Source organism: Microbulbifer regidiadema (SeqCode) (assembly GCF_052466995.1).
Genome location: NZ_CP174297.1, coordinates 3,168,205 through 3,188,495, shown reverse-complemented (window position 1 = coordinate 3,188,495; position 20,291 = coordinate 3,168,205). Strand labels below are relative to the sequence as shown.

Sequence of the window (20,291 nt, the reverse complement as noted above, 5' to 3'; positions counted from 1 at the left end):
TGGTGAACAATGCCACGCCAATACATTGGCAAATTAGGTGATCGCTGTTTCTCAGCATAAAATCCCCAGATAGTGATTAAGGAATCGAATTGATGAAAAAAATACTGTGGGTGGGCGGCTTAATTGCAGTGCTGCTGGGGAGCGGATATGTCGCTTTGCCGTTTTATTCCATCGGGCAATTGCAGCGTGCGGCGGAAATGGCTAAATCCGAACAGCCGCAGGTTAGAACTGAGAGTATCGATACCTTAGAGCGCTATGTCGATTTTCCTGTTTTGCGTGACAATTTAAAGGTTCGCCTACAGCAGCAACTGCGGAGCTCTTTAAGCAATACGATTCCGCAGGAGTTTGATGAATTGCTCAGCGCTGGCGCCAATTTCCTTATGGAGCCACTTTTGCAGCAATTTATTACCCCTGAGGGCATTGCCGATCTGCTTCGTGGCGGCGAGGATCTGGAGGCTTTTGAGCGGGAAATCTATCGGCAGAGTAGTGGAACCGCGAATCGCTCCGGCAGTTACCCATCCGCACAGGAAGAGACAGAAGCTACCTGGCAGCGTATGGGGTGGCGTTTTACCGATCTCAATCATTTGAGCGTGGATTACGGCGAGCACGGCCGCCCTGAGCTGCGCCTGCTAATGCAGCGCAACGGCCTGCGCTGGCAGCTGGTGGATATTCAACTGCTGAATGAAACAAGCGGAGAGGGGCAGGGGTGGAGATAGCGCAATAAGCCCGGGTGTTTTGTGCCCCGCTGTTATCTTATTGCCGGGGAAACCGCGCTTTTACTTAAGTAGCCCAGCACCAGTTAGTGGTCGATAACTGGTGGGGGTAAATACGTTTCCTGACAATTGACGCTCTTATGAGCACATCGCAATGGGAGAACCGGGTTATAGCCCCTGTTGATTCAGGCGGGCGATTTTTAAATACAGTCTTAGTACCAATTTGGCGGCGGGGCTCTTTGCGCTAGTGAATAGCGGCGAGAACCTGCCCGGCAAGCTTACTGGTAATTTGGGGCAGCCGTGCTAGGGCTTCTGACTGTTCACTAAATACCAACCTAGGACCGCACCCAAAAGCAGTGAAATGGGCAGGGCAAATACTGCTGCTATAAGGCCGCCCATTATGCTTATAAAGGCAGCTTCAGAGATGGGTATCAAGTTTAAATTTGTATTTAATCTTATGTAACTATTCAGCGGATATTTTGAGTGTTGTCATTTTCTTTTGAAGAAATTCTGGCCGCTCGCCTGAAAATAGGCTTTCAAGGGCTTCCCCCACACCAACACCATGCTTTCTGCAAGTGGACAAATAGCTACGGATGCGACAAAAAATCTCAGCTCCAGCCATAGACCTAAAGCAACCTGATATTTTTTGCTGCACCTTAGCCATGCGAATATCTCTTTCACCCTGATTATTGGTATAAGGCGCTTCCGGATTTTCCATAAAACGTAAAACATCTTGTTCGTATTTTTGTAGACGTTCCAAGAGGTTCCGAGATTTGCTTCGAGCTAATCTGCCACGCTTTTTTTGTTCTGATTTGTTAATTTCTGGTGGCGGGCACTCCAGCTCAGCTTTTTTAAGTAGGCTTCTATATTGTCTACGCCAATTTCGGCATTCCTCTTCTGTTAGGCAGCCATCTGATTGCTTGACTGCTGTGTTGATTTTCTGCAACAGTAGCGCCATTTTTCTGGCCCATTCCTGTCCATCCTGCTCAAAAGCCCTGGTTAGTTCACGCTGATGGTGAGCATTACAAAGAGCGTGCAGACACATTGTATAACGGTAGTAAGGCTTCCAATGATCATGAACTAAAACGCCTTTATAGTGAGGCAGTATGTCCATTTCTTCTACAGCTTCATTGCCGCGTTTTGCATGTGGAGCAATCAATGTCCAGGAGGCACTGGAAGCGTTGTGCAACCACAGACGGCTGCCATTTACATTGATACTGGTTTCATCAACATGCAAGGTTTTTTCCTGGCGCAGCACAGCTTTAGCTGTTTGCTCAAACAACGCCAAGCGCTCAAAGGCTTCCAGATTGAAGTTATAAACACTGCCAGCACTGATGGGGGTATCAAACAGTTCAGAAAAGTGTGTCTCCACTCGCTCGTAGGGGATCAGCTGAAATATCGACATGTAAACCGCATTAGCTTTGACGCTGGCGCCATACTGCGTTGAACGCGTGACCTTTTGGGGAAAGTCTGCCACAAATCTTCGGCCGCTTTCATCAATTAAAACCTGCGCCCGATATTCTGTAACGCTTCGTGATATTCGAATATCAAATACCTGACGAGATTCATAACCGCCATCTGTGTAGGTGCCTTTCGGCAAAGTCCGACGATCAAGCTTGATGAAGCAGACTTTATCAGGATCTTCCACAGGTTCGAGATTTTTACCTGGATGTCCAGGCTGGCCACCACGAGGTTTATTGCTTTTTGTCTGTGGCCTTTTCTCTCGATTGGGATCGCTAGCGGGCGGTTTGTTACTATTGAGGCTATTTAAACCCAAACGATCCGAGAGCATTTTGACAACAATCAGCAGCATTTTTACAGACGCTTTTAGTGCGGGGGAAGCGCTGGTATCATTCGCTAGCAATTCCTCAGCTTCTTTTACGGCCTGATTAATGTCAACTGAATTTGTCATGGGCAACAGCATACCTTAGTAATATGGCAGTATTATCGCACAATTCATCTTTGCTGTATGATCTGTAGCTGTTTTTTTCTTGCCAGGCTAGGCGGGAGATTACCTGAGGCGTGCTGGTTTATGGCAGACTTGCTCAGCTTGCTTGGCGGTGGCTGGCGGGGGAGTTGTGCTAATTTTCCCGAAAAGCTCGCTGAATAGTTACAATCTTATTATATAAGTTATCCCCATATAAATTATTCCTGACATTAGAGCGGCTGGAAAGCTAATTACAGTAGTGGCCAGATAGGGCTTATATTTAGATTTTTTTCCGGGGATGATTTTATACCAATCTGAGAAAATCCATCCAAAAATTAAGGTTGAGATAAACACAATCGCTAATAATTTTGGACTGGTCTTATCGGCGTATTTTAATACTGTAAACGAAAATATTGATAGTACAGCAATGACTGCCAGAAAGGCGTTCAAAATTGCGCTCTTCACTTTGAGATGTATTTTATTCATGATTTTAAGTTCTCAAACTTCTAGTGCCGTTAGCGGCGACGAGTGAAACTTAGCGTGGCGAGTTTAACCAGTAGATTTGCGCAGGTGATGCGGCTCCCCAGCTCTTTTTGTATACTTTTTGGGTTTTTGAACCTGTCCGTGGCGTATGCCGCAGCAATTTTGTCTGTTTTTGCTTGAATTTTTCTTTTTTGGTTCTAGACAGAACAACCTATCACGATCTTTTGTTTTTTAGTAGTATTCATACTGCCGTCGAAGCTTGGTTTTTCTGCTTGTTGAGAAGTCTAATTATTCTTCTGCACTAGAAGGGACTGGAATATTTTTCGGTGCGTCGGAATGTAGCTTTAAGCTGCGTAGAGTGTCCTTTATTGTATATATTCGGATCTTCGCTGAAGGTGCGGCTTAAGTTTTTTCTTATATTTGCAATACAGTTTTAGGGCTTTAATTCTATTTTTAAAGGTAGGTCCAGTCGAAAGCATTGTATGCCATTCAGCATAAATTAAGCTTCGTAAGGGGCGTCGGTGGCTAAACGTGTTATCTCTACCAATAAAAAATTGAGTGAAGTTATATATTTCTTTATATCCAAATTTGTCTTCTGTCTCTATCAACAGTTTATCTAGTGTTAACCAGTAAGCCTCTCTCTGCTTATTCCACTTTTGATAGTCAGTTCCATAAAGCTCATGAATTTTTTCTATTTTAAAGAAGTCATCCTTGAAGGCTGGCCAGTTTTTATTTGCAATAAACCTGCCCTTTAGGAATGACTGATCAGTAGTACCGTATTCCAAATTTCCTACATATATGCTGTTTAAATAAAGTTTCTTCATGTTCTTATATGGATATAATATTAAGTGTGATCGTTGGTGTGTGCAGAGTGCTGGCTGGTGTAAAGCCTGTCAGTCGGCAACAAAACCTGCCCACGAAAACGCATCAAAAATTATTTTTCCATGTTTTGGATCAAGACTCCGATATAAGCTTTTATTTTCATTAAACCATACCTGTAAATTGTCCTCATTGAGGCTAAAGACACCACGGTTCAGTAGTACTAAGCAAATACAAATCGAAAATTCGCGCTCATGTTTGGGCGTGAGATAATGAGAACAAAGAGAGATAACCTCACCGGGGTAATAGTGCTGCTCTAGCGTTAAGATACATTGTTGTTCAAAAATTACGTTTCGAAGATCCTTGTAATAGATGTCTGCATCTGATCCATAATCTGCTTGCGCAATAAATTTCATCTCAGATTCAGTAATACTTTGTATAAAGTTGATCATAGCTTTTTTAACGCTCGTGTTATCGCTGTGTACTTGAAAGTGTGTTAATTGATAGCTTGTTATAGTTTTACCTTCAAACACCGTAAAGACCTTTTATCTTCTAATGGCCCACTGAAACACAAGCTGCCGTTAGAGTTTTTGGGGGCCTCATTTCCGTAATAGGGGTTTGTCATATTACCAATTTCAAGTTTTAAGTGGTGAAGCTGATTATACATCGCTAATTTAGCTTCGAAATCATGGAACTTGCCGGCATACTCAGTATATTCTGGGGAAATAGACACTAAGGCACTGCCGATATAATTTCTCAGTTTAGACGTAGAAAGAGGAGTATTATTAGCAAATTCGATTTGCTTTGCAAAGTCAGCAGGGGATAGCTGTGTCAATCGCTCTAAATCTGAGTATATAGGGGTAATGGAATTTATTGTCATATTTGGTTTGTATACAATACGCGTAAGCCAGCCGGGAAACTTGCCATCCAGTGAAAAAAATTCTGGATTTTTATCCAAGTTTTTGAAGATGTAGTATGACATCCCAAATTCTCTAGCTGCGATCATGTAAAAGCTCTTTTCCGTTTGACTTAAGCTGGGAATCAATCTTGCTTTAGTGTCACAATTGGATAAAATGATACTCATCACATCGACAATTTCTGATAGCTTCATAAGGAATACTAGTTTTCCTATAAGATTATCCTGCAATTTCATTGATCTTCTTAATTTTGAAAACTGGAGTGACAGAGAATCTAAGGCCTTTTGAGCATCCCCACCTCTATAAGCAGCGATTGCTTCAAGTGTTTTTATTCTATTGGCGGCAGCAATGTATTGATAGGGGGGAAACAACTCGTGAATGGTTGGCTTCGACAGTGTTGTGTATTCATTAAATTCAAAAAATCTATCTACCCGGGAAACCAATACGTGGTGTTCACTCAATAGATTTTCGATATTAAGCTGGGATGAAAATAGGTGTTTCAGGCAATCATCTTCCCATACCTGACAAAAATCCTTTCCTGTTGGTGATGCGATTTTCTTTGAGTCTGGATACTCAATAATTTCATAGGTGTCATCAGTATCCAATTTTCGATATTCAGATAAAAGTTGACTGCCAACACTTATCGGATCTTCTTCTTCACTGGCAAATATACCGTGTAAATAAAGATATGATTCACTTGTATTTTTGCCGTGAGTACGCTCAATTAGATCTATAGATTCTTTGCTTAAATCATCATCTATTTGTGTTATTAACAAAAGAAGGATTAAGGTAGCTGTGAGAATGGTAAGTAGTCTTTTCATAAATTATAGTGTCTAAATTTTCTGCGAAAAGCTAGAGTGAAAGAAGCCTCGAAATAAAGATCTAGCGAGATTGGTTGGCGTTCATGCTTAGCTTTATATAGTTGTTCTTTTTCAATTTTAATGTTGAGAATCCTTTTCTCTAGTGACTAAGTTTATCCCCACCTTTAGCGGGCAACGAAGGGTTGGTTTACTCGCTCTCACTTTCTGACCGATTCGCCAAGATCATTAACAAATAAGTGTTTTGCAAGTACTCACTAGGTATAACTCGAATGCTTATATAGGGCTTGAATGTGAATGGCAAAACGGCGGTAGCTTACCTTGCAGAAACCTAAGAGATCAATATATTTTCCAACTCGCTAAGATAGAAGTTTTGCTAAATTTTTAGGAGCCTAGCCAAGACTGATAAACTGGAGGTGATTAATATCTCATATTTTCAGGAAACCCGGATAGATTACGACTGTGCGAAATCTATCCGTATTCATTATATACATCGATATAGCATTTAACCCGGTTAACTTGTGATACATTTTCACCAAGTACTAACTGACAACACTTCGGACACTTTTATGCCGCAATTGCCCCGTAATCGCTGTAGCGATCATAAATATAGCTGACTTTTTCACAGCTTCGGTCCAGACCTAAGCTGCTAAAAACCTATTCATCAGATGCTGGTTGAACTTGCGGCGCTTCCAGCTGGCGATTGAGATAACTGTAGGTGCATCTGTCTGCGTCTCTCTGCGACCTTCAAATTTCAGCAAATTCAGCGCTGTCAGCGACGCATTAACATGAAGGTTTATGGTTTCCTTTCGTGCAGATTGGCAGTGAGTTAATCCGGTGTATTGCTTCGCATCCCTGAATAAGAACTCTATTTGAAATCTTGATTTGTAGTACGAGACTAATTTAACTGCATCTAAATTCGTATCTGTAGAATACAGTAGCGCACTTCCTTTTTTATCGTCATCAATAGGCTTGAGCAGCACCACGCGTATGGCGCGTTTTAAAAATTTGGCGTGCACCACCTTCGTGTAGACTTTAACTTTGGCATCAAAAATTCCAGAAAAATCAAAACGGCATAAATCTTCAAGGTCAACTTTTCCGTCAAACCGTTTAGGGCGCCCCTGACCGTTGTATTGCCCCTCGTATAGCCACTGCAAATTAGCATCAATCCGTAACTTTCCAACGATATGCATTCCTTCCTGAAGAATTGGGTTAACAAATGTCTTTTTGCTATAAAATGCGTCTGCTGCAAGGTATTTAATCCCAAGATTAAGCAACTTCGGTAGAACTTTGAGAGCATGGCTCACATATTGTTCAACCCTCGATTTTCCTTCTTCATCGATCGTTTGTTGGGAATCTATGGCATAGGCAGTATTTGTCTTCAAGTCGGTGACTCTGATCGTAGAGATCTCAAGGCCGCGTTGTGATTCTCCAACGCTGCCGTTATAAAACCACCCTAGGCCATCAGTCTTTTTGCCGGATTTACTGATGAAACTGGCATCAGTAGCGGCGACACATTCACGATTTTCTTGGAGTTCGCTGGCAAATAATGTGGTGTTAAACTGGGTGAAGTCAAAGCATCTATGTGACCAGCGTCGATAACGTTTCTCACTTGAGGTACTGAATCTGGCCAGATTCAGATAGGTCGCCTTGCCTCGAAAGACCATCAGTACCGACAATAGAGCCATCATAAATTTCTGCTGGGGCTTACCAACATTGGACATTTTGGCAAAAACTGTTTTAATTGTGTCTTCCATGGGCGGTTACTGCGTTAATTAGACTTCGTAAACCTTATTCTCTCAGTCTCCGCCCATGGATTTCAGCACCACGCCCCCAATTTTCCCCTCAAAACTGTCCGAAGTGTTGATATGAATGAGCAGAAATCTATTGGTCAATACACGGTAGATATTCCCAGGCGGAATGGAGAACCTGGAAGAAAAGCCAAAGTCAGCGTATCGACTACTAAAATATGATTACTAGGAAAAGGAAAATCTAAAAGACCACTTTCTCTCTATGCTGTACTGGCTAAAGAATTAACCCTGCCAGAGGGTGAGAAAGGGATTGAGTAGATGCTGTTGACGGATCTTCCAGTTGAAGACTTTAAGCAGGCGAGGGTTATCATTGAGTGGTATCGAAGCCGGTGGGAAATTGAAACCTATTTTCGAGTGTTAAAAGGTGGATGTCAGATAGAAAGTAATCGTTTTAGAACAGAGCAGCGAATGCTGAACTGCATTGCGATCTATATGATTATTGGATGGCGACTACATTCGATAACTACACGAGCACGAAGACTTCCTGAAGCACCGTGTACGAGTGCCTACTCTGAAAAAGAATGGCGTATGATATGGATGATGCGAGATAAAACTACTCCACCAAATGAACCCCCAAGCATGAGGGAGATAACCCGCATGCTGGCAGGTTTAGGAGGTTTTTTGGGGCGTAAAGGGGATGGTGAGCCAGGGGTGAAAACCGTTTGGCAGGGATACACCAAGCTACTTCATTATATTGAGGCAGCAGAAGCTCTAAATGGACTTAAATAATGTGTATAAAACACAGCGCCTGCCAACGCGGGCCGGAGCCGCAAAGCGGCGGAGGTCCAGCAAATGTTTGCATTTGCGATCGTGCTTGGCCTTATTACGTGTATTCATACTCCGACACCACCAGTTTAATTAAAGCTTCTTGCTGACCAAGATCAGTTTCACCGAAAATTAGATGCATGCCTCCTTCAGTTACAAACTCCCTAGAGTTTTCGCTCGATGGCTCTTCTAATTCGATAATCTCAATATTTTCAGTTCTACACTCAGCTAGAAAGTCATTTAACGGCAAGGAGCTTTTAAAGATCCAGGGATCAAACCCCAGTGCTTCTCCCTGCTCCGGCATCCTATCCTCTCCCCAAAAGTCGATTGCTATGTGACAGAGCTCTCTTGTTACTTGATCGAAGCCTAATTCAAGATCTCCGTATTGCCAGATATTTTCCCACTTATGCTTGCGAGAGCCTCCGGCAGTATAATCAGGTTCACCGATCAACTCCTTGACTCTATCTGAGTGCATAGTGATATACACTTCACCAAGCATTCCTTTTTCCGACAAATCTTTCAGGCTAATCATATTTGTGACACGTAACGCCTTGCCTGTGTTTTATACACATCATTTAAGCTTATTTAAAGCCTCTGCTGCTTCAATATACTGGAGTAGCTTGGTGTAGCCCTGCTAAACGGTTTTAACTCCAGGCTCACCATCCCCTTTACGCGCCAGAAAGCCTCCTAGACCTGCCAGCATGCGAGTTATCTCCCTTATGCTTGGAGGTTCATTTGGCGGGGTGGTTTTATCTCGCATTACCCATATCATGCGCCATTCTTTTTCAGAATAGACACTCGTACACGACGTATCGGGAAGCCTTCGTGCTCGTGTAGTCAGCGAATGTAGTCACCAACCAATAATCATATAGATCGCAATGCAGTTTAGCATTCGCTGCTCTGCTCTAAAACCCAGCCCCAGCTATGCCTCCGGAGAGGCCCTGCTTAATCATATATGGAAAAACTGCGATTAATACCCCTCACCGTCATCTTCCCAGAAATACGGCAGCTGCTTAACAACATTTTCCAAGCGTATAAAACCTCTTACCTCGTCATTCGGAGCAATGTTTGTCCAGCCCTCAACGGGACTCCAATAAGAGGCGCTACTTGAGGCGATTCCACAAGTTTCGACAGCGATAATGTATACACCCTGCTTCTTCGGGGTATCTCCCTTGGTCCACTTAACATCTTTTAAGTTTGCCATCAATTTTTCATCCTAAACACTTCTGCTTCAAGTGCGTAGTCCCACAACTTAGAGTTTTCTTTTTCAAGAAACTCATACGCATCTTCCCACACTATCGCAATTAGAAGGTATCGGTCATCATATATAATACCGTTTGAGGCTACCTCCAAGTCATTGTAATAAATGATTTTTATAGAATTTTAGCCAGTTTGAGAAAGAACAATAAATTGATAAAGGTTATTCTAGCCTCTGTTGAGGCGCTTTATGTAAGTACTGAAAAATCTACTATGGATGAATTTCATGCCATTTCAGATTTTTATGCTTTAGCGACGAGGACCTTGGGTATGTTTGGGTACCCTTGTACAGTCTTTATGGCTATTGAAAATTAAACGTGTAGTGGGGGGATAAGGGAATCCCTAAGTCTTTTTTACAGGGCAGTTATGTAAGGGGCTGGAATTCATAGAAATATACTCAGGGATTGCTCTAGCACTGAGCTGTAACCTGGCCTTCTATAAATGGCGCCACCTCCCTGTGTCGCCATGCTGCTAAGCGCTCTATTTAAAAATTAAGAGGGTAGGAAATCGATTGAATAGTTTTTGGTAGTGCTTTCAACGTTAGCAGAACCAAAGTTAATCATGCGAATCCTCGCCAATAACTTGCGCTCTAATGCCGGATTATTGAGTTCGCTCTCTACCAGTTTGATTGAGGCGATAGCACCATTCGGGGCGATCACCAACTGCACCGTGAGCCTTCCCTGGAGAGTTGGGTCCCTGCGCAGTGCGCGATTGTAGATGGCAATAATGGCCGCTTTATTGGCCTCCATAACACTGCGAATAGAGTCATCGGTGCGTATGGATTTTTGCCCCCTGGCCTTGGCGACGGTTTCTTTGGCCGATCCCGTCGCCTGGGTACTCTGTACCCGGGTGCTTTCACGGCCGGCTAGTGATACACCTCCGGTATCACGGCTCACCTTGCCGGCGGCAACGCCGCCACTGGCGGCTTTCGACTTATCTGCAATCATACTGCGTTCGATTTTAGTAGCAGTTGCATTGCCCGCACTGAGCTGACCCCGACTGACTTCTGCGCTGCTAAAACTCTCACGCATATCCAGTAAGTCATCGGCGAGTGCATTCAAGCCGCTATTGGCGGCTTTCTCTCGGGCCTGCTGCACTTTGGCAACCGGAGGATTTTCAACCTTGCGCGGCTTTTCTACTGGTTTGAGTTTGTCGGGCGTTTCCGCTTTTTGCTTGGGCTGCTCTTCGGGCTTTTTCTTCTCCTCTGGCTTCTTCTGCACTGTGGGTTTTGGCTTGGGCTTGGCTTTAGGTAATTCCTTCTTTTCCAGAATCACTTTGGCCAGCTGTGGCGGTATCCTTTCGGCCTGCTCCCGGGTGAGTTCGGGGACTGGCGCCAGTGCAACGGCAATGCCACTGATGGCCAGGGCGATAAGGCCTGCGCGCAATAGCTTGATAAAGCGCTGATCCTCCTCTCGTGAGGCGGACCAAGGCAATACAGTTTCCTGTAGCTGCCAGGGGGCGTAACTTATGCTTGCTGTGCTCATATCAGGACTCCACCACCGAGGGGTCTTCCGCTGCAGTTTGCTCTACAGCAAAAGACATATCGCGGAAGTCCGCAGCGGCGCAGGCGTGCATGATCTGCTTTAGCAGCTCATAGGGGACCTGCTCATCCCCCATAATGGTCACAGCGCGGCCCAAGGTTTTCTCGGCCTCACTCAGCTCACCAGCGCGCTCAGCGCGGTATTTAAGCTCGGTTACCAGTGGCTGAATGTTTTCTGCACTGGGGTCGATATCAGCGATATCGATGATAAAGCGATCCCCGACAAACAGCTGTTGGTTGTTAACCCGCACCACCGTCGTCACCTCGGGTTTTTGTTGTGAGGTGGACTTGGGCAGCTTGATCGTTTTATCCGTCTGTAGAACCTGTACATCACTGGTTGAGTTTACCAACAGGAAAAATACCAAGATGGTGAAAATATCCATCAGTGATACCAGGTTCAGTTTTGACTGCTGTTTTTTCTGCCTTAGCCTGCGTTGTTGTAGTTTTGCGGCTGCATTTATCTTCATGGTTTGGCCCCGCTATTTTGCTAACTCCGGCGCATCGCCGAGGGATATCTGCGGAAACAGTTCGGCATCGACAACGGATGCGGCCACTACTGCCCGGTAGCTGCGCGCGGTATCCATGGCGGCCACTAGCGTTTTGTAGGGGGTTTCCTTTTCCGACAGGATGATCAGATCATCTTTGGTGATCGATTTTTCCCGCAACTGGCGTTTTATTTGTTGTAAAACGACAGATACCGTGGCGAAATCCGCTGAGTTTTCCACATGTGGAATACGCTTAACCCGCTGTCCTGCGGGGTAATTAATATCGATATACTGCTTGCGCAAAACGAGTTCCAGCTGGCGATTTTCCTCTACACTGCTGGAACTGCCAGCACTGAGACCCGGCAAATTCAGCTTGAGCACAGAAATATGGGAAAACACCATATTAAGCAGTAACACTGGAACCAAAATGGTCATCAGGCTCATAAATGAGGTGATATCGAGCTCTGCTTCCTCGTGTCCACGCCGGCGAATATTGATGTTCAGCATGGCGCTATCCCCTAGCCGTTAGCGGTGCGTGGTTCCGCTTTCTGTGGGCGTCCCATGGTCAGCAGATTGAGAAATTTAACCCCGGCCATTTGCAAGCTATCGACAATTTCATTGGTTTTGTTTTGCAGCATTGAGTTAAACAGCAACAGGGGGATGGCGGAGATCAGGCCAAAGGCGGTGGTATTCATCGCTACGGAAATACTGGTGGAGAGCATGGTTGCTTTCTCAGAGGGGTCGGCGCTGGCTACGGCGGTAAATGCGGCAATCAGGCCCATAATAGTACCGAGCAGTCCCAGCAGGGTGGCAATGTTAGCGAGGGTAGCCAGGTAGTTGGTGCGTTTTTCCAGGCGCGGCACGGCTTCGAGAATGCCCTCTTCAATGGCCAGGGCAATATTTTCTTCGCGCTTGGCGAATTGCAAGGTGTTGACCCCGGCTGCGGCAATACGTCCCATTGCGGCGTCATTATTGCGGGCCAGCTGTAACACATTTTGGTAATTGCGTTTTTGTAGCATGGGCAACACTTGTTGATAGGCCTTTTTATTGGCGCTCTTGGCGCGAGTTAAAAATACCCAGCGCTCTACCACCATCGCCAACCCGATTACTAGGACAACCGCAATTGGATACATAAAAGGGCCGCCATTTTGGAAGAAACGCAGCATTGCTTGAGTGAATTCCATGATTTAATTCTCCACAGATAAAAATATAAATTTGGGGCGTAAAGGATGAGAGGTTCGGCCTTTTTTCGCCATATTAAAAGCACCACAGGGCGCTAAAGCGCAGTGCGGCATTTCCATTTGTTCGCTGTGTCAATGCAGCGGCGCCGCGTCCCTGCGCCACAAAATAGATTTTTGGAAATTGTTTTTATTTTTTACTTTCGCTTATTGATTTTTTTGGGCTCGCTCTGTAGTAGCTTTATTTCGCGGCGAAATTCAGAGTATTCCTGATGTTCAAAAACGGAGGTGAAAGTTTGCGGCAGGACGCTGTCGAGCCTTTGTAAACTGTCGGCCTGTTTCCAGGGGATAATATATAAAACTTTGGGTTGTTCCTGGTTACCGATAACGGTGGATTCCAGCGTGGTGATTTCTTCAGCACTTGCGCTTTGTAGGCAGAGAAATAGTGCCGATAAACATCCGAGATACAGTTTCATGGTTAAAGTCTCCGCTCCAGCTCAAGTATCCATGCGCTGAGCAACTTATCCTGCTCATTGCCGGCTGCTTGCGCGGCGAGATAGTGCTGTAGGGCGCGCCCTGGTTGTTGCAGGTAGAGGTCGTAGAGGATTCCCAGGTTGCGGTGGGCATCGGCATAGTGTGGCCAGCGATCTATAGCGGCGCTGTAGTATTGCTGTGCCTCATCAAAGCGCCCTCGGTCGCGCATCAGCGCGGCGAGCTGGTTCCAGGCAAATACATTGTTATCGTTTGCGGCAATGGCCTGACGAAAGCTCTGCTCGGCCTCTGTGTATTTCTCCGCCGACTGTTGCACGATGGCGAGGTTTAGCCAGGCGCCGGAGAGTTCCGGCCACTTTTCAGTAATGGGCAACAGTTGTGCTTCGGATGCGGCCAAATCGTTTGCCTGAAAATATTGGCGGGCCAAATCCATTGCCACTCGGGCCGGTTGCGGTACGCTTTGGCTATCGCGCAAATAGGGGTTTTCTGAGTGTTGTTGCACCACTTGCCCATCGCTTGGCGCTACTGCCTTTTGCACAGCGCTACAGGCGCAGAGGGTAAAAGCCAGCAGCGCAGCGATTAGGGGCCGCGCGGCAGAGAAGACTTTGGGGGCGCTCAATTCAGTGCAGTGCATCACTCCACTCCAGGGTTTTTTCTTCTTTTTTGTAGCGTGCTGGCAGCAGTTCTCCCAGGGAGTGGAAACTGCGTTTAACCCAGTCGTCGTAAATCCCGTCTACGCTGCGCTGGATATTAGCCTCGTGAAGTTCTATGGATTTTTCTTCAAAAGGATAGGCCTGCTCTTCCAGTAGAATTTCGTATTGCTCCAATTCCAGTTCGTTCAGGTTTTTAGGGCGCTGTGAGTCCATCAGGTCGTGGCTGAGCTGCCGATACACTTCTGCGAGGCGGTAGTTGGCCTGCGGGGTGAATTCTGCAATACCAAGCTCCAGGACTTTGCGGTAGTCAGCGACGGTGGTTTGCATGGCCCGCTTTTTATTGGCGAGACTGGTTTTTAACGGCAGGCGCAGTGCCAGCTCGGCAAATTTCGCATAGCTCTGCTCTGCCAGTTCACTTTGTGAGTAGGCGGCCAGATAGCGTCCGCGCGGTGATTGCAGGGCGTTCTGTGCGAGTTGTTGCAGCCAGTAGTTGCGTTTGCTGGGCTGCTTGGTCTGCGCATAGATTTCCACAAGCTGAAATTGCGCTTCCAGGCGCTGCTCGGGGGGCTCTGGCCACAATTTGCTGTAGTTGCGGTAGCTTTCAATCGCCCTGTGGTATTCAGCGGCTTTTTGCAGGTTTTCTGCCGCCATAAACAGGGATTGACGGCGAACTTCCCGGTCTGGATCTGTCGCGGCTAATTGCAGCAACTCGGCGGCGGCTGCCGCCGGCATTTCCAGTGCTTCGAAGATAACAATCGCCTTGCTCGCCAGTGTTGGGGCCAGGGTGTGGGCGGGGTAAAACTGGCGAAAATCTGCCAACTCTGCGCTGGCGCGTTGCCATTGTCCCAGCTGCATCAGAAAATTAATCGCATCGTATTGGGCGGTGGCTGCGATTTCTGTACGGCCGCTATCGCGAATACGCAGCAGGTGGCCGAGGGCGTCCTCACTGGGTGCGGCATCCTCACTTTCGCGTTGGGCGAGGAGGGTTTCTGCCTGCCGGTAGATGGATAGCTGCAATTGATGCAGGGCATCTTTGCGCAGTGTCTCATCGGGCTGGTAGCCGAGTGCGCGGGTGTAGGCGGCTTCAGCCTGGGGGTATTGCTTCAGGGAAAAATGGCTGTGCGCCAGTATCATGGCAATACTTAATTGCTGCTGTCGATTGGCTGGCGGTTGCCATTGATCGGCGTGTTCAGCGGCGGCGATAGCCTCGGCGAAGCGTGATTGTTGTAACAGCTTATCCGCAGCGGCGAGCTGCACTGGCAGTGCTCTCGGGTCTTGGGGCCAGCGCTGGGCGAACTTCAGGCTCGCTTCGATATTGCGGTCGAGCCACAGGATTTTCTGTTCGGCCTGTTGTTCGGATATCTGCTGGTGCACTTTTGCTGCACTGAGAATGGCTCCGTAGCCGGCTTCGGCAGCATACTTGGGGTCCTGGTATTCCCAGGCGACCTGGCTGTATGCGCGCCAGGCAGCGGGATAGTCTGCGGCCTGCTCAAGGCACTCTGCCATCAGGAATACCATCGATGGTGTGCGCGGGTCCTGTGGAAAAGTCTGGGCGTATTCCCGGTACAAACTGGCCGCACTGCGGTAGGCATCCAGTGATTGAGCGCTGATAAGACGGCGCTCTCTCACTTTATTTGTGTGCAGCTTGGTGACCTGCTGGGCTAATTCCTGTGCGCGGGCGTGGTCAAACTGGGCTAGTTCGTACAGCCAGGGTCGTAGTGTTTTGGCTAATTCCCGCTGCTGGGTTTCCCCTGCGGATTGCCAGTAATCACTGTTCACACCATAGCGCCGCACAAAGTCTCGTTTCGTCGGCAGAACGTCTTTGTACAGCCTGCCGGCTTGCAGGGTGTCAACGGCGAGCAGGTGTAGTTGTGAGGCCTGCTGGGTTTGTGAGTAGTGATTTACAAAATGTAAAAAAGTATCGGCACTGTTGCGGAATAGCTCTTTTTCCCGGTACCAGGTGCCGAGGGCGCGATACAGCTGGTGCTGATAGGGGCGGGGCTCTCCATTGAGATTAAAGGTTTCAATGGCTTCGGCACCTCCGAGGTAGCTGAAGTTTAATGCGAGTCCGCGCAGGCTGTCTTCGCGCAGGCGCTGCCGCCCCACAGGAAGCTCTTCGCCCTGTGCGTCACCGTGCAAAATATCCAGGGACTGAAGAAAAATCTGTGCGGACTCGCGGTAGTTACTCGATTTAAATTCTGACCAGGCCAGCATATAGCGGGCGTTGTCACTATATGGGCTCTGCTCGTGCTCGAGCAGTGCGCGAAAATCGCGGGCGGCACTGCGGTAGTCTTTGCGATTAAAGGCCGCTTCGCCACGGCGGAATAAAACTTCACCGATAAATGGTGAATCCGGTGTACTACCGGCAATCTTCTCCAGTGCCTGTAGCGCTGCGGGCATTTCTCCATCCAGTGCCCGGGCACGGGCTAAGCGGTAGAGAATGTAGTCATCTTGCGGGCGCTGTGCGGACAGGCTCTGGTAGTAATCGACCGCGCTGGAGTAGTCGATAATGCTATCCGGGTTATCAGACTGCTGTTGTTCCAGCCGCTCCATTTCCAAATCTGCCAGGCGCAGGTGGATTTGTTGCTGAACTGCGGGGTTGGTATGGCTCTCCAGGGCTGTGCGGTAACTTTGCAGCAGGTTCTCCAGCGCGGCAGCGGTTTGCGCGGGCGGAGTTGGGGAGACTTCGTCAGGTGAGCTGGGGGCGGTGGCCCGGGGCAGATCGGCCAGGGTTTGTACTGGTTGCTGGCCACAGGCCGCCAGCACACAGCAAATACCGATTGCCAGGGAGCGCAGGATAAATACACCGGTCCGCTGTGAGACGTTATTCATAACCTTCGCCCCCGCTATTCTCTCTGTCACCACCGGCGCTGGGGGTCGCCTGTAGCGCAGCATCTTGCAGGCGCGCGATAGCCAGGCGGGTGTGGGCCATATAATTTTGAATTTGCTGCTGCTCCCTACCCAGTTGGGCGATAACTTCCCGGCGCAAGTCGGCTTCAATCCATTCACTGGCGCGATCAATGGCGGCCTGCTGTGCGGGTATTCGCTCGCCGGCGCTAACCACGCGATAGGCCAACTGGCGCAGTTGTGGCCCCCGCTGCGCCTCTGTCTCGGTCTTGTCACGCTGTTGCCGGCCACTGCGCAATTGATCTTCGAGCTGCTGGAGGGATTTGCGCTGTTGCCACAGCTTGTCGTGGTACTGCTCGCTGGCTTGCCAGAGCAAAATTCCCCGAGCTTTGGCCAGGGTTTGCCGCTGTTGTGGGCGGACTTTGCCGCTGTCCTGGAGTTTGTTTAGACGCACTTGTGCGCTGGTGAGAATTTGCAGTAACTCCAGGAGTTCACCCTGATCCCCGGGGCTGGCTGTGGTTGCCAACAGGGTCAGCGCATCGCGCTCCCGTTCAATTTTCTCCAGTGCCGCCCTTAAATCGTCGTACTGCTGCGTTGCTAGCTGCAATTGCTGGTCAAACTGGGCGCTGTTGTAGTGATCGATAATGGCGCTGCGGCGCAGGTGGCGCTCTTCGATAAGAGCGGTGAACTGGGGCAATTTGTCCCGCCAGTCCTGTAGGACCAGGGACAGTTGCTGTAGATCGCGCAACTCGCTCAGCCGCAGTTGGAAGCGGTCACTTTGCAAAATGGGACGTAGAAAGTGCTGGTTGTCGCGCAGTAGTGGGGAGGCCTGGGCCAGTTGTAACCAACCGTAGCGCCACGCTTCGCGCTGCACGGGATCATAGGCCAGCGGCTCCGATGCCAGGGCCTGCTGTAACTGCTGTAATTCTGTGAGTGTTTGCAGGTAATAAGTTTCAGCATTTCGATAGGCGCTGAGGGCAACGGGGCGGTTTTGCAGTTTTTCGTAGCTGTAGGGGAGCGCTACCATCGCTTCGCGGGCGGCGGGGCTGTAGCGGTGCTTGTCCAGTAAAAATTGTAGTGCGTCTATGCCCGCCTGGTAGTCCTCAGCGTTGATGGAGGACCAGGCCATGCCCAAAAGCGCACGCGTGGCCCAGGGGGTGTTGAGGCGAACTCGGGAAAATGCTTGCCTGGCTGCACTGTGCTGCTCGGCAAGGGCCCGCGCATAACCCAGGCCAATATGGGCTTTATCGACGAGTATGGGGATTTCTGTCGACGGGGTATCTAAGGTTTCTGCGAAATTAATCGCTGCCTGATACTCGTTGATAGCGCTGGGCAATTGAGCGGACCTGGCGAAGGCCGCAGCCAGGTTAATATGCCCCAGTAATTGCTCCGCTGGAAATAAGCCACTGCTCTGCAGTAACTGTTGTGCTGCGCTGAGATCGCTGCTGCGCAGGGCCAGGTTGAGTGGTAGCGAGGACGCATCCGCAACCCCGGACTTGTGCAGGTGTGCCGCCGCGCTGACAAAATCACCGTTCAGGTAATTTAATTCGGCCAATTTTAACCAAGCGGTGCTGCGATATTTGGGCGCTGCGTTGGAGCTGCCCTGTTGCTCAAATAGTTCGGCCGCGCGCCTGTGTAAGCCGAATCCGAGGCTGATCCCGCCCTCTATCAACGCGGCATTGTCCCGGTGAACCTGAATCGAATCCCGCTGCTGGGCAACCAGTAGGGTACTCAGGGCAGCAAAATAATTTCCCTGAAAATAATCGTAGAGGGTGCTTCCATAGGCCAGGTCTTGAGCCCGCTGGTATTTTTGTGGGGCGCGTTGCTCGCTGCTGTCTAGACCGGCAGCAGTTTCTGCTTCCTGTGCACAGAGGCTGCCCGCTGAAAGGGCGAGCGCCAGGGATAGGGTGCAGGTAAAAGATCGATAGTACATGGCTAATTAGGGCGTTGGCCACAGTACTAACTCAAACTCCGGCTGTTGCTTGCCGGGGTTGTCTGAGATGACCAGTTCGATGACGGCGGGCTCGTCCGTTTTATTAAATTCCAACTTGGCCGCCCGCTTGTATTCGCGCCCTTCGGGTCCGAGACCTGTGACAAAAGCAGAAATGGTGTATTCACCGGATTTCAGGTTGCCCTTGTACAGTGGCTGGATACCGCCGCGAATCAGCGCTTGCCGCTGGTGTTCGGTATAGAGGTGGCTCGCACTTAGCTGGTTATCAATGTGGAGCTTTACCGCATCCAGAGTAAAGTAGTGGCCCACATCCATAGAGACATAAAAAGCGATTTGACTTTGTGCGGGATAGAGCAAATCCTCTTCAAGAATTAATAAATCCCGGTTTAATTTGAGTACATCGCGCTTTAACTCTTCCAATTTCTCTGCGGAGAAATCGCTTTGCTGGGCCTGCACAAGCAGCGAGGCAAAAAAGCCGATAAAGAAAATAAAGCACTGAAGAGGGCGTCGCATGGCAGACCTTTTGATGGGGATTGGCATTATTCTTTGGTCGGCGCAAATTATGTCAGGGGATCAACGATCTGGTGTGATCTTGTTGGCAAATTTTCTATATGGCTAAAATGGAATAGTTAAAGATTCTCCAAACCGCGACTGAAAAATAGTTTCCGGTTACTATCGATAACAACGGCTTCAAATTGCGGCAACCGATTGATCAATGCCAGGCCCTTTTCTTTCCCCAGAACAAACACACTGGTCGAAAGGGGATCGGTGTCAAAACCCCGGGGGCCAATAATGCTGACACTGATCAACTTATCGGTATCCTCTGCAGAAGTTGCGGCAGGTTTTCCTGTGGATGGATTAAAAATGTGGTGGACCCTATCCTGATGTTCATCAATAAAATAGCGTTCGTAGTCTCCAGAGGTAGAGATAGCGATATCGCGCAGGGGGATAACCGCAGCATTTTTGCTTTTCTCGCGGGGGTGGCGAATACCCACTAACCAGGGTTGGCCGCGTTTATCGCCGAGCATACGCGCATCGCCACCGGCACTGACACTGGCACAGCAAATTTCTGCCTGTTCAAGGATCGCAATCGCTCGATCGACCGCGTAGCCCTTGGCGATTCCACCCAGATCTATTTTGGTGTCCTCATGGCTAAAACGCAGTGTGTTGGATTTTTTATTCAGTTTTAGGTGGCGGTAATTCAGGGCGGCTAACAGGGAGTCTGTCAGCTGGGCATCGGCCTGTTTTTGCTGGCGGAAATCATAGTGCTTGCCCAGGGTGGCGTAGCTGATATCGAATGCGCCGTCGGTAAGCTGGCTAAACCACAGGGATTTATCAATAAGGTTACTGAGTTCTGCGGAAATATTGACGTTACCCCGGCCAGCCGTGCGGTTTACCAGTGAGAGTTCACTGTTTTTCTTGTAGGGCGAGAGCTGGTTGTCGAGGCGCTGGAATTCCGCCATAACCTCCTCAATAAGATGCTCGGCTTCATTACCATCGTGGTGCCAAAGTTGCAGGCGCACCTGGGTGCCCATAATGGCGCGTTCGGCGTAGTGCCACTCGGCTACCGTGGGAATAGCGCACAGTGTCGCCGCACAGAGTAATAGTGTGTTAATACAGCGGAGCATTACTTAT

The 20,291-nt window shown here is 48.4% G+C and carries 22 protein-coding genes; 2 read left to right on the top strand and 20 right to left on the bottom strand.

The window, feature by feature from the left end; all coding sequences use genetic code 11:
- The first annotated feature begins 92 nt into the window (after positions 1 to 92).
- The gene (locus ACJJIK_RS13915) at positions 93 to 716 is read left to right on the top strand and encodes a DUF2939 domain-containing protein (protein WP_444943105.1); all 624 of its coding nucleotides are present in this window, start codon (positions 93 to 95) and stop codon (positions 714 to 716) included.
- A 460-nt stretch (positions 717 to 1,176) separates the two neighbouring features.
- On the opposite strand, the gene tnpC is transcribed toward ACJJIK_RS13915, so the two are convergent.
- The 6 genes from tnpC to ACJJIK_RS13885 all read right to left on the bottom strand — a co-directional run bounded on the left by tnpC (position 1,177) and on the right by ACJJIK_RS13885 (position 7,434).
- The gene (gene tnpC, locus ACJJIK_RS13910; protein WP_444943104.1) at positions 1,177 to 2,637 is read right to left on the bottom strand and encodes an IS66 family transposase; all 1,461 of its coding nucleotides are present in this window, start codon (positions 2,635 to 2,637) and stop codon (positions 1,177 to 1,179) included.
- Between the two features lie 186 nt (positions 2,638 to 2,823).
- Positions 2,824 to 3,090: a hypothetical protein gene (locus ACJJIK_RS13905; protein WP_444943103.1), complete on the bottom strand. Its 267-nt coding sequence runs from the start codon at positions 3,088 to 3,090 to the stop codon at positions 2,824 to 2,826.
- A 398-nt stretch (positions 3,091 to 3,488) separates the two neighbouring features.
- Positions 3,489 to 3,947 (bottom strand): hypothetical protein, encoded by a 459-nt coding sequence (locus ACJJIK_RS13900; protein WP_444943102.1) that lies wholly within the window; start codon positions 3,945 to 3,947, stop codon positions 3,489 to 3,491.
- Positions 3,948 to 4,016: 69 nt separating this feature from the next.
- Entirely contained in the window at positions 4,017 to 4,475 is a 459-nt protein-coding gene (locus tag ACJJIK_RS13895) for a hypothetical protein (RefSeq protein ID WP_444943101.1), read from the bottom strand.
- Positions 4,454 to 5,680 (bottom strand): hypothetical protein, encoded by a 1,227-nt coding sequence (locus tag ACJJIK_RS13890; protein WP_444943100.1) that lies wholly within the window; start codon positions 5,678 to 5,680, stop codon positions 4,454 to 4,456. Before ACJJIK_RS13890 ends, ACJJIK_RS13895 begins: the two co-directional genes overlap by 22 nt.
- A gap of 638 nt (positions 5,681 to 6,318) precedes the next feature.
- Positions 6,319 to 7,434: a transposase gene (locus tag ACJJIK_RS13885; RefSeq protein ID WP_444943099.1), complete on the bottom strand. Its 1,116-nt coding sequence runs from the start codon at positions 7,432 to 7,434 to the stop codon at positions 6,319 to 6,321.
- Between the two features lie 312 nt (positions 7,435 to 7,746).
- Between ACJJIK_RS13885 and ACJJIK_RS13880 the strand changes: the two genes are divergently transcribed.
- Positions 7,747 to 8,217, top strand: a complete 471-nt coding sequence (locus ACJJIK_RS13880) for an IS4 family transposase (protein ID WP_444943098.1) — start codon at positions 7,747 to 7,749, stop codon at positions 8,215 to 8,217.
- A gap of 94 nt (positions 8,218 to 8,311) precedes the next feature.
- Here ACJJIK_RS13880 and ACJJIK_RS13875 read toward each other — a convergent pair whose 3' ends face one another.
- The 14 genes from ACJJIK_RS13875 to ACJJIK_RS13810 form a co-directional block, all read right to left on the bottom strand.
- Complete coding sequence (locus ACJJIK_RS13875; RefSeq protein ID WP_444943097.1) at positions 8,312 to 8,785, bottom strand: hypothetical protein; 474 nt, start codon at positions 8,783 to 8,785, stop codon at positions 8,312 to 8,314.
- 102 nt (positions 8,786 to 8,887) lie between these two features.
- On the bottom strand, positions 8,888 to 9,094 hold the full coding sequence (locus tag ACJJIK_RS13870; RefSeq protein WP_444945067.1) for an IS4 family transposase: 207 nt from the start codon (positions 9,092 to 9,094) through the stop codon (positions 8,888 to 8,890).
- A gap of 129 nt (positions 9,095 to 9,223) precedes the next feature.
- On the bottom strand, positions 9,224 to 9,457 hold the full coding sequence (locus tag ACJJIK_RS13865; protein WP_444943096.1) for a hypothetical protein: 234 nt from the start codon (positions 9,455 to 9,457) through the stop codon (positions 9,224 to 9,226).
- Positions 9,457 to 9,606 (bottom strand): type II toxin-antitoxin system YafO family toxin, encoded by a 150-nt coding sequence (locus tag ACJJIK_RS13860; protein ID WP_444943095.1) that lies wholly within the window; start codon positions 9,604 to 9,606, stop codon positions 9,457 to 9,459. The genes ACJJIK_RS13865 and ACJJIK_RS13860 overlap by 1 nt, the downstream gene beginning before the upstream one ends.
- Before the next feature lie 395 nt (positions 9,607 to 10,001).
- The gene (locus ACJJIK_RS13855; protein WP_444943094.1) at positions 10,002 to 10,994 is read right to left on the bottom strand and encodes an AgmX/PglI C-terminal domain-containing protein; all 993 of its coding nucleotides are present in this window, start codon (positions 10,992 to 10,994) and stop codon (positions 10,002 to 10,004) included.
- Between the two features lies 1 nt (position 10,995).
- Entirely contained in the window at positions 10,996 to 11,517 is a 522-nt protein-coding gene (locus ACJJIK_RS13850) for an ExbD/TolR family protein (RefSeq protein ID WP_444928889.1), read from the bottom strand.
- 12 nt (positions 11,518 to 11,529) lie between these two features.
- Positions 11,530 to 12,042 (bottom strand): ExbD/TolR family protein, encoded by a 513-nt coding sequence (locus ACJJIK_RS13845; RefSeq protein ID WP_444943093.1) that lies wholly within the window; start codon positions 12,040 to 12,042, stop codon positions 11,530 to 11,532.
- A gap of 11 nt (positions 12,043 to 12,053) precedes the next feature.
- Positions 12,054 to 12,719, bottom strand: a complete 666-nt coding sequence (locus ACJJIK_RS13840; protein WP_444943092.1) for a MotA/TolQ/ExbB proton channel family protein — start codon at positions 12,717 to 12,719, stop codon at positions 12,054 to 12,056.
- A 191-nt stretch (positions 12,720 to 12,910) separates the two neighbouring features.
- The gene (locus ACJJIK_RS13835) at positions 12,911 to 13,189 is read right to left on the bottom strand and encodes a hypothetical protein (RefSeq protein ID WP_444943091.1); all 279 of its coding nucleotides are present in this window, start codon (positions 13,187 to 13,189) and stop codon (positions 12,911 to 12,913) included.
- A 2-nt stretch (positions 13,190 to 13,191) separates the two neighbouring features.
- Positions 13,192 to 13,839, bottom strand: coding sequence for a tetratricopeptide repeat protein (locus ACJJIK_RS13830; RefSeq protein ID WP_444943090.1), 648 nt, complete (start codon positions 13,837 to 13,839; stop codon positions 13,192 to 13,194).
- Positions 13,826 to 16,690, bottom strand: a complete 2,865-nt coding sequence (locus ACJJIK_RS13825) for a tetratricopeptide repeat protein (protein WP_444943089.1) — start codon at positions 16,688 to 16,690, stop codon at positions 13,826 to 13,828. Before ACJJIK_RS13825 ends, ACJJIK_RS13830 begins: the two co-directional genes overlap by 14 nt.
- Positions 16,683 to 18,638 (bottom strand): hypothetical protein, encoded by a 1,956-nt coding sequence (locus ACJJIK_RS13820; protein ID WP_444943088.1) that lies wholly within the window; start codon positions 18,636 to 18,638, stop codon positions 16,683 to 16,685. Before ACJJIK_RS13820 ends, ACJJIK_RS13825 begins: the two co-directional genes overlap by 8 nt.
- A gap of 6 nt (positions 18,639 to 18,644) precedes the next feature.
- Positions 18,645 to 19,169 carry an AraC family transcriptional regulator gene (locus ACJJIK_RS13815; RefSeq protein WP_444943087.1) on the bottom strand — a complete coding sequence of 175 codons (525 nt, stop codon included), beginning with the start codon at positions 19,167 to 19,169 and terminating at the stop codon, positions 18,645 to 18,647.
- A 116-nt stretch (positions 19,170 to 19,285) separates the two neighbouring features.
- Positions 19,286 to 20,284: an FAD:protein FMN transferase gene (locus ACJJIK_RS13810; RefSeq protein WP_444943086.1), complete on the bottom strand. Its 999-nt coding sequence runs from the start codon at positions 20,282 to 20,284 to the stop codon at positions 19,286 to 19,288.
- Positions 20,285 to 20,291 lie beyond the last annotated feature (7 nt).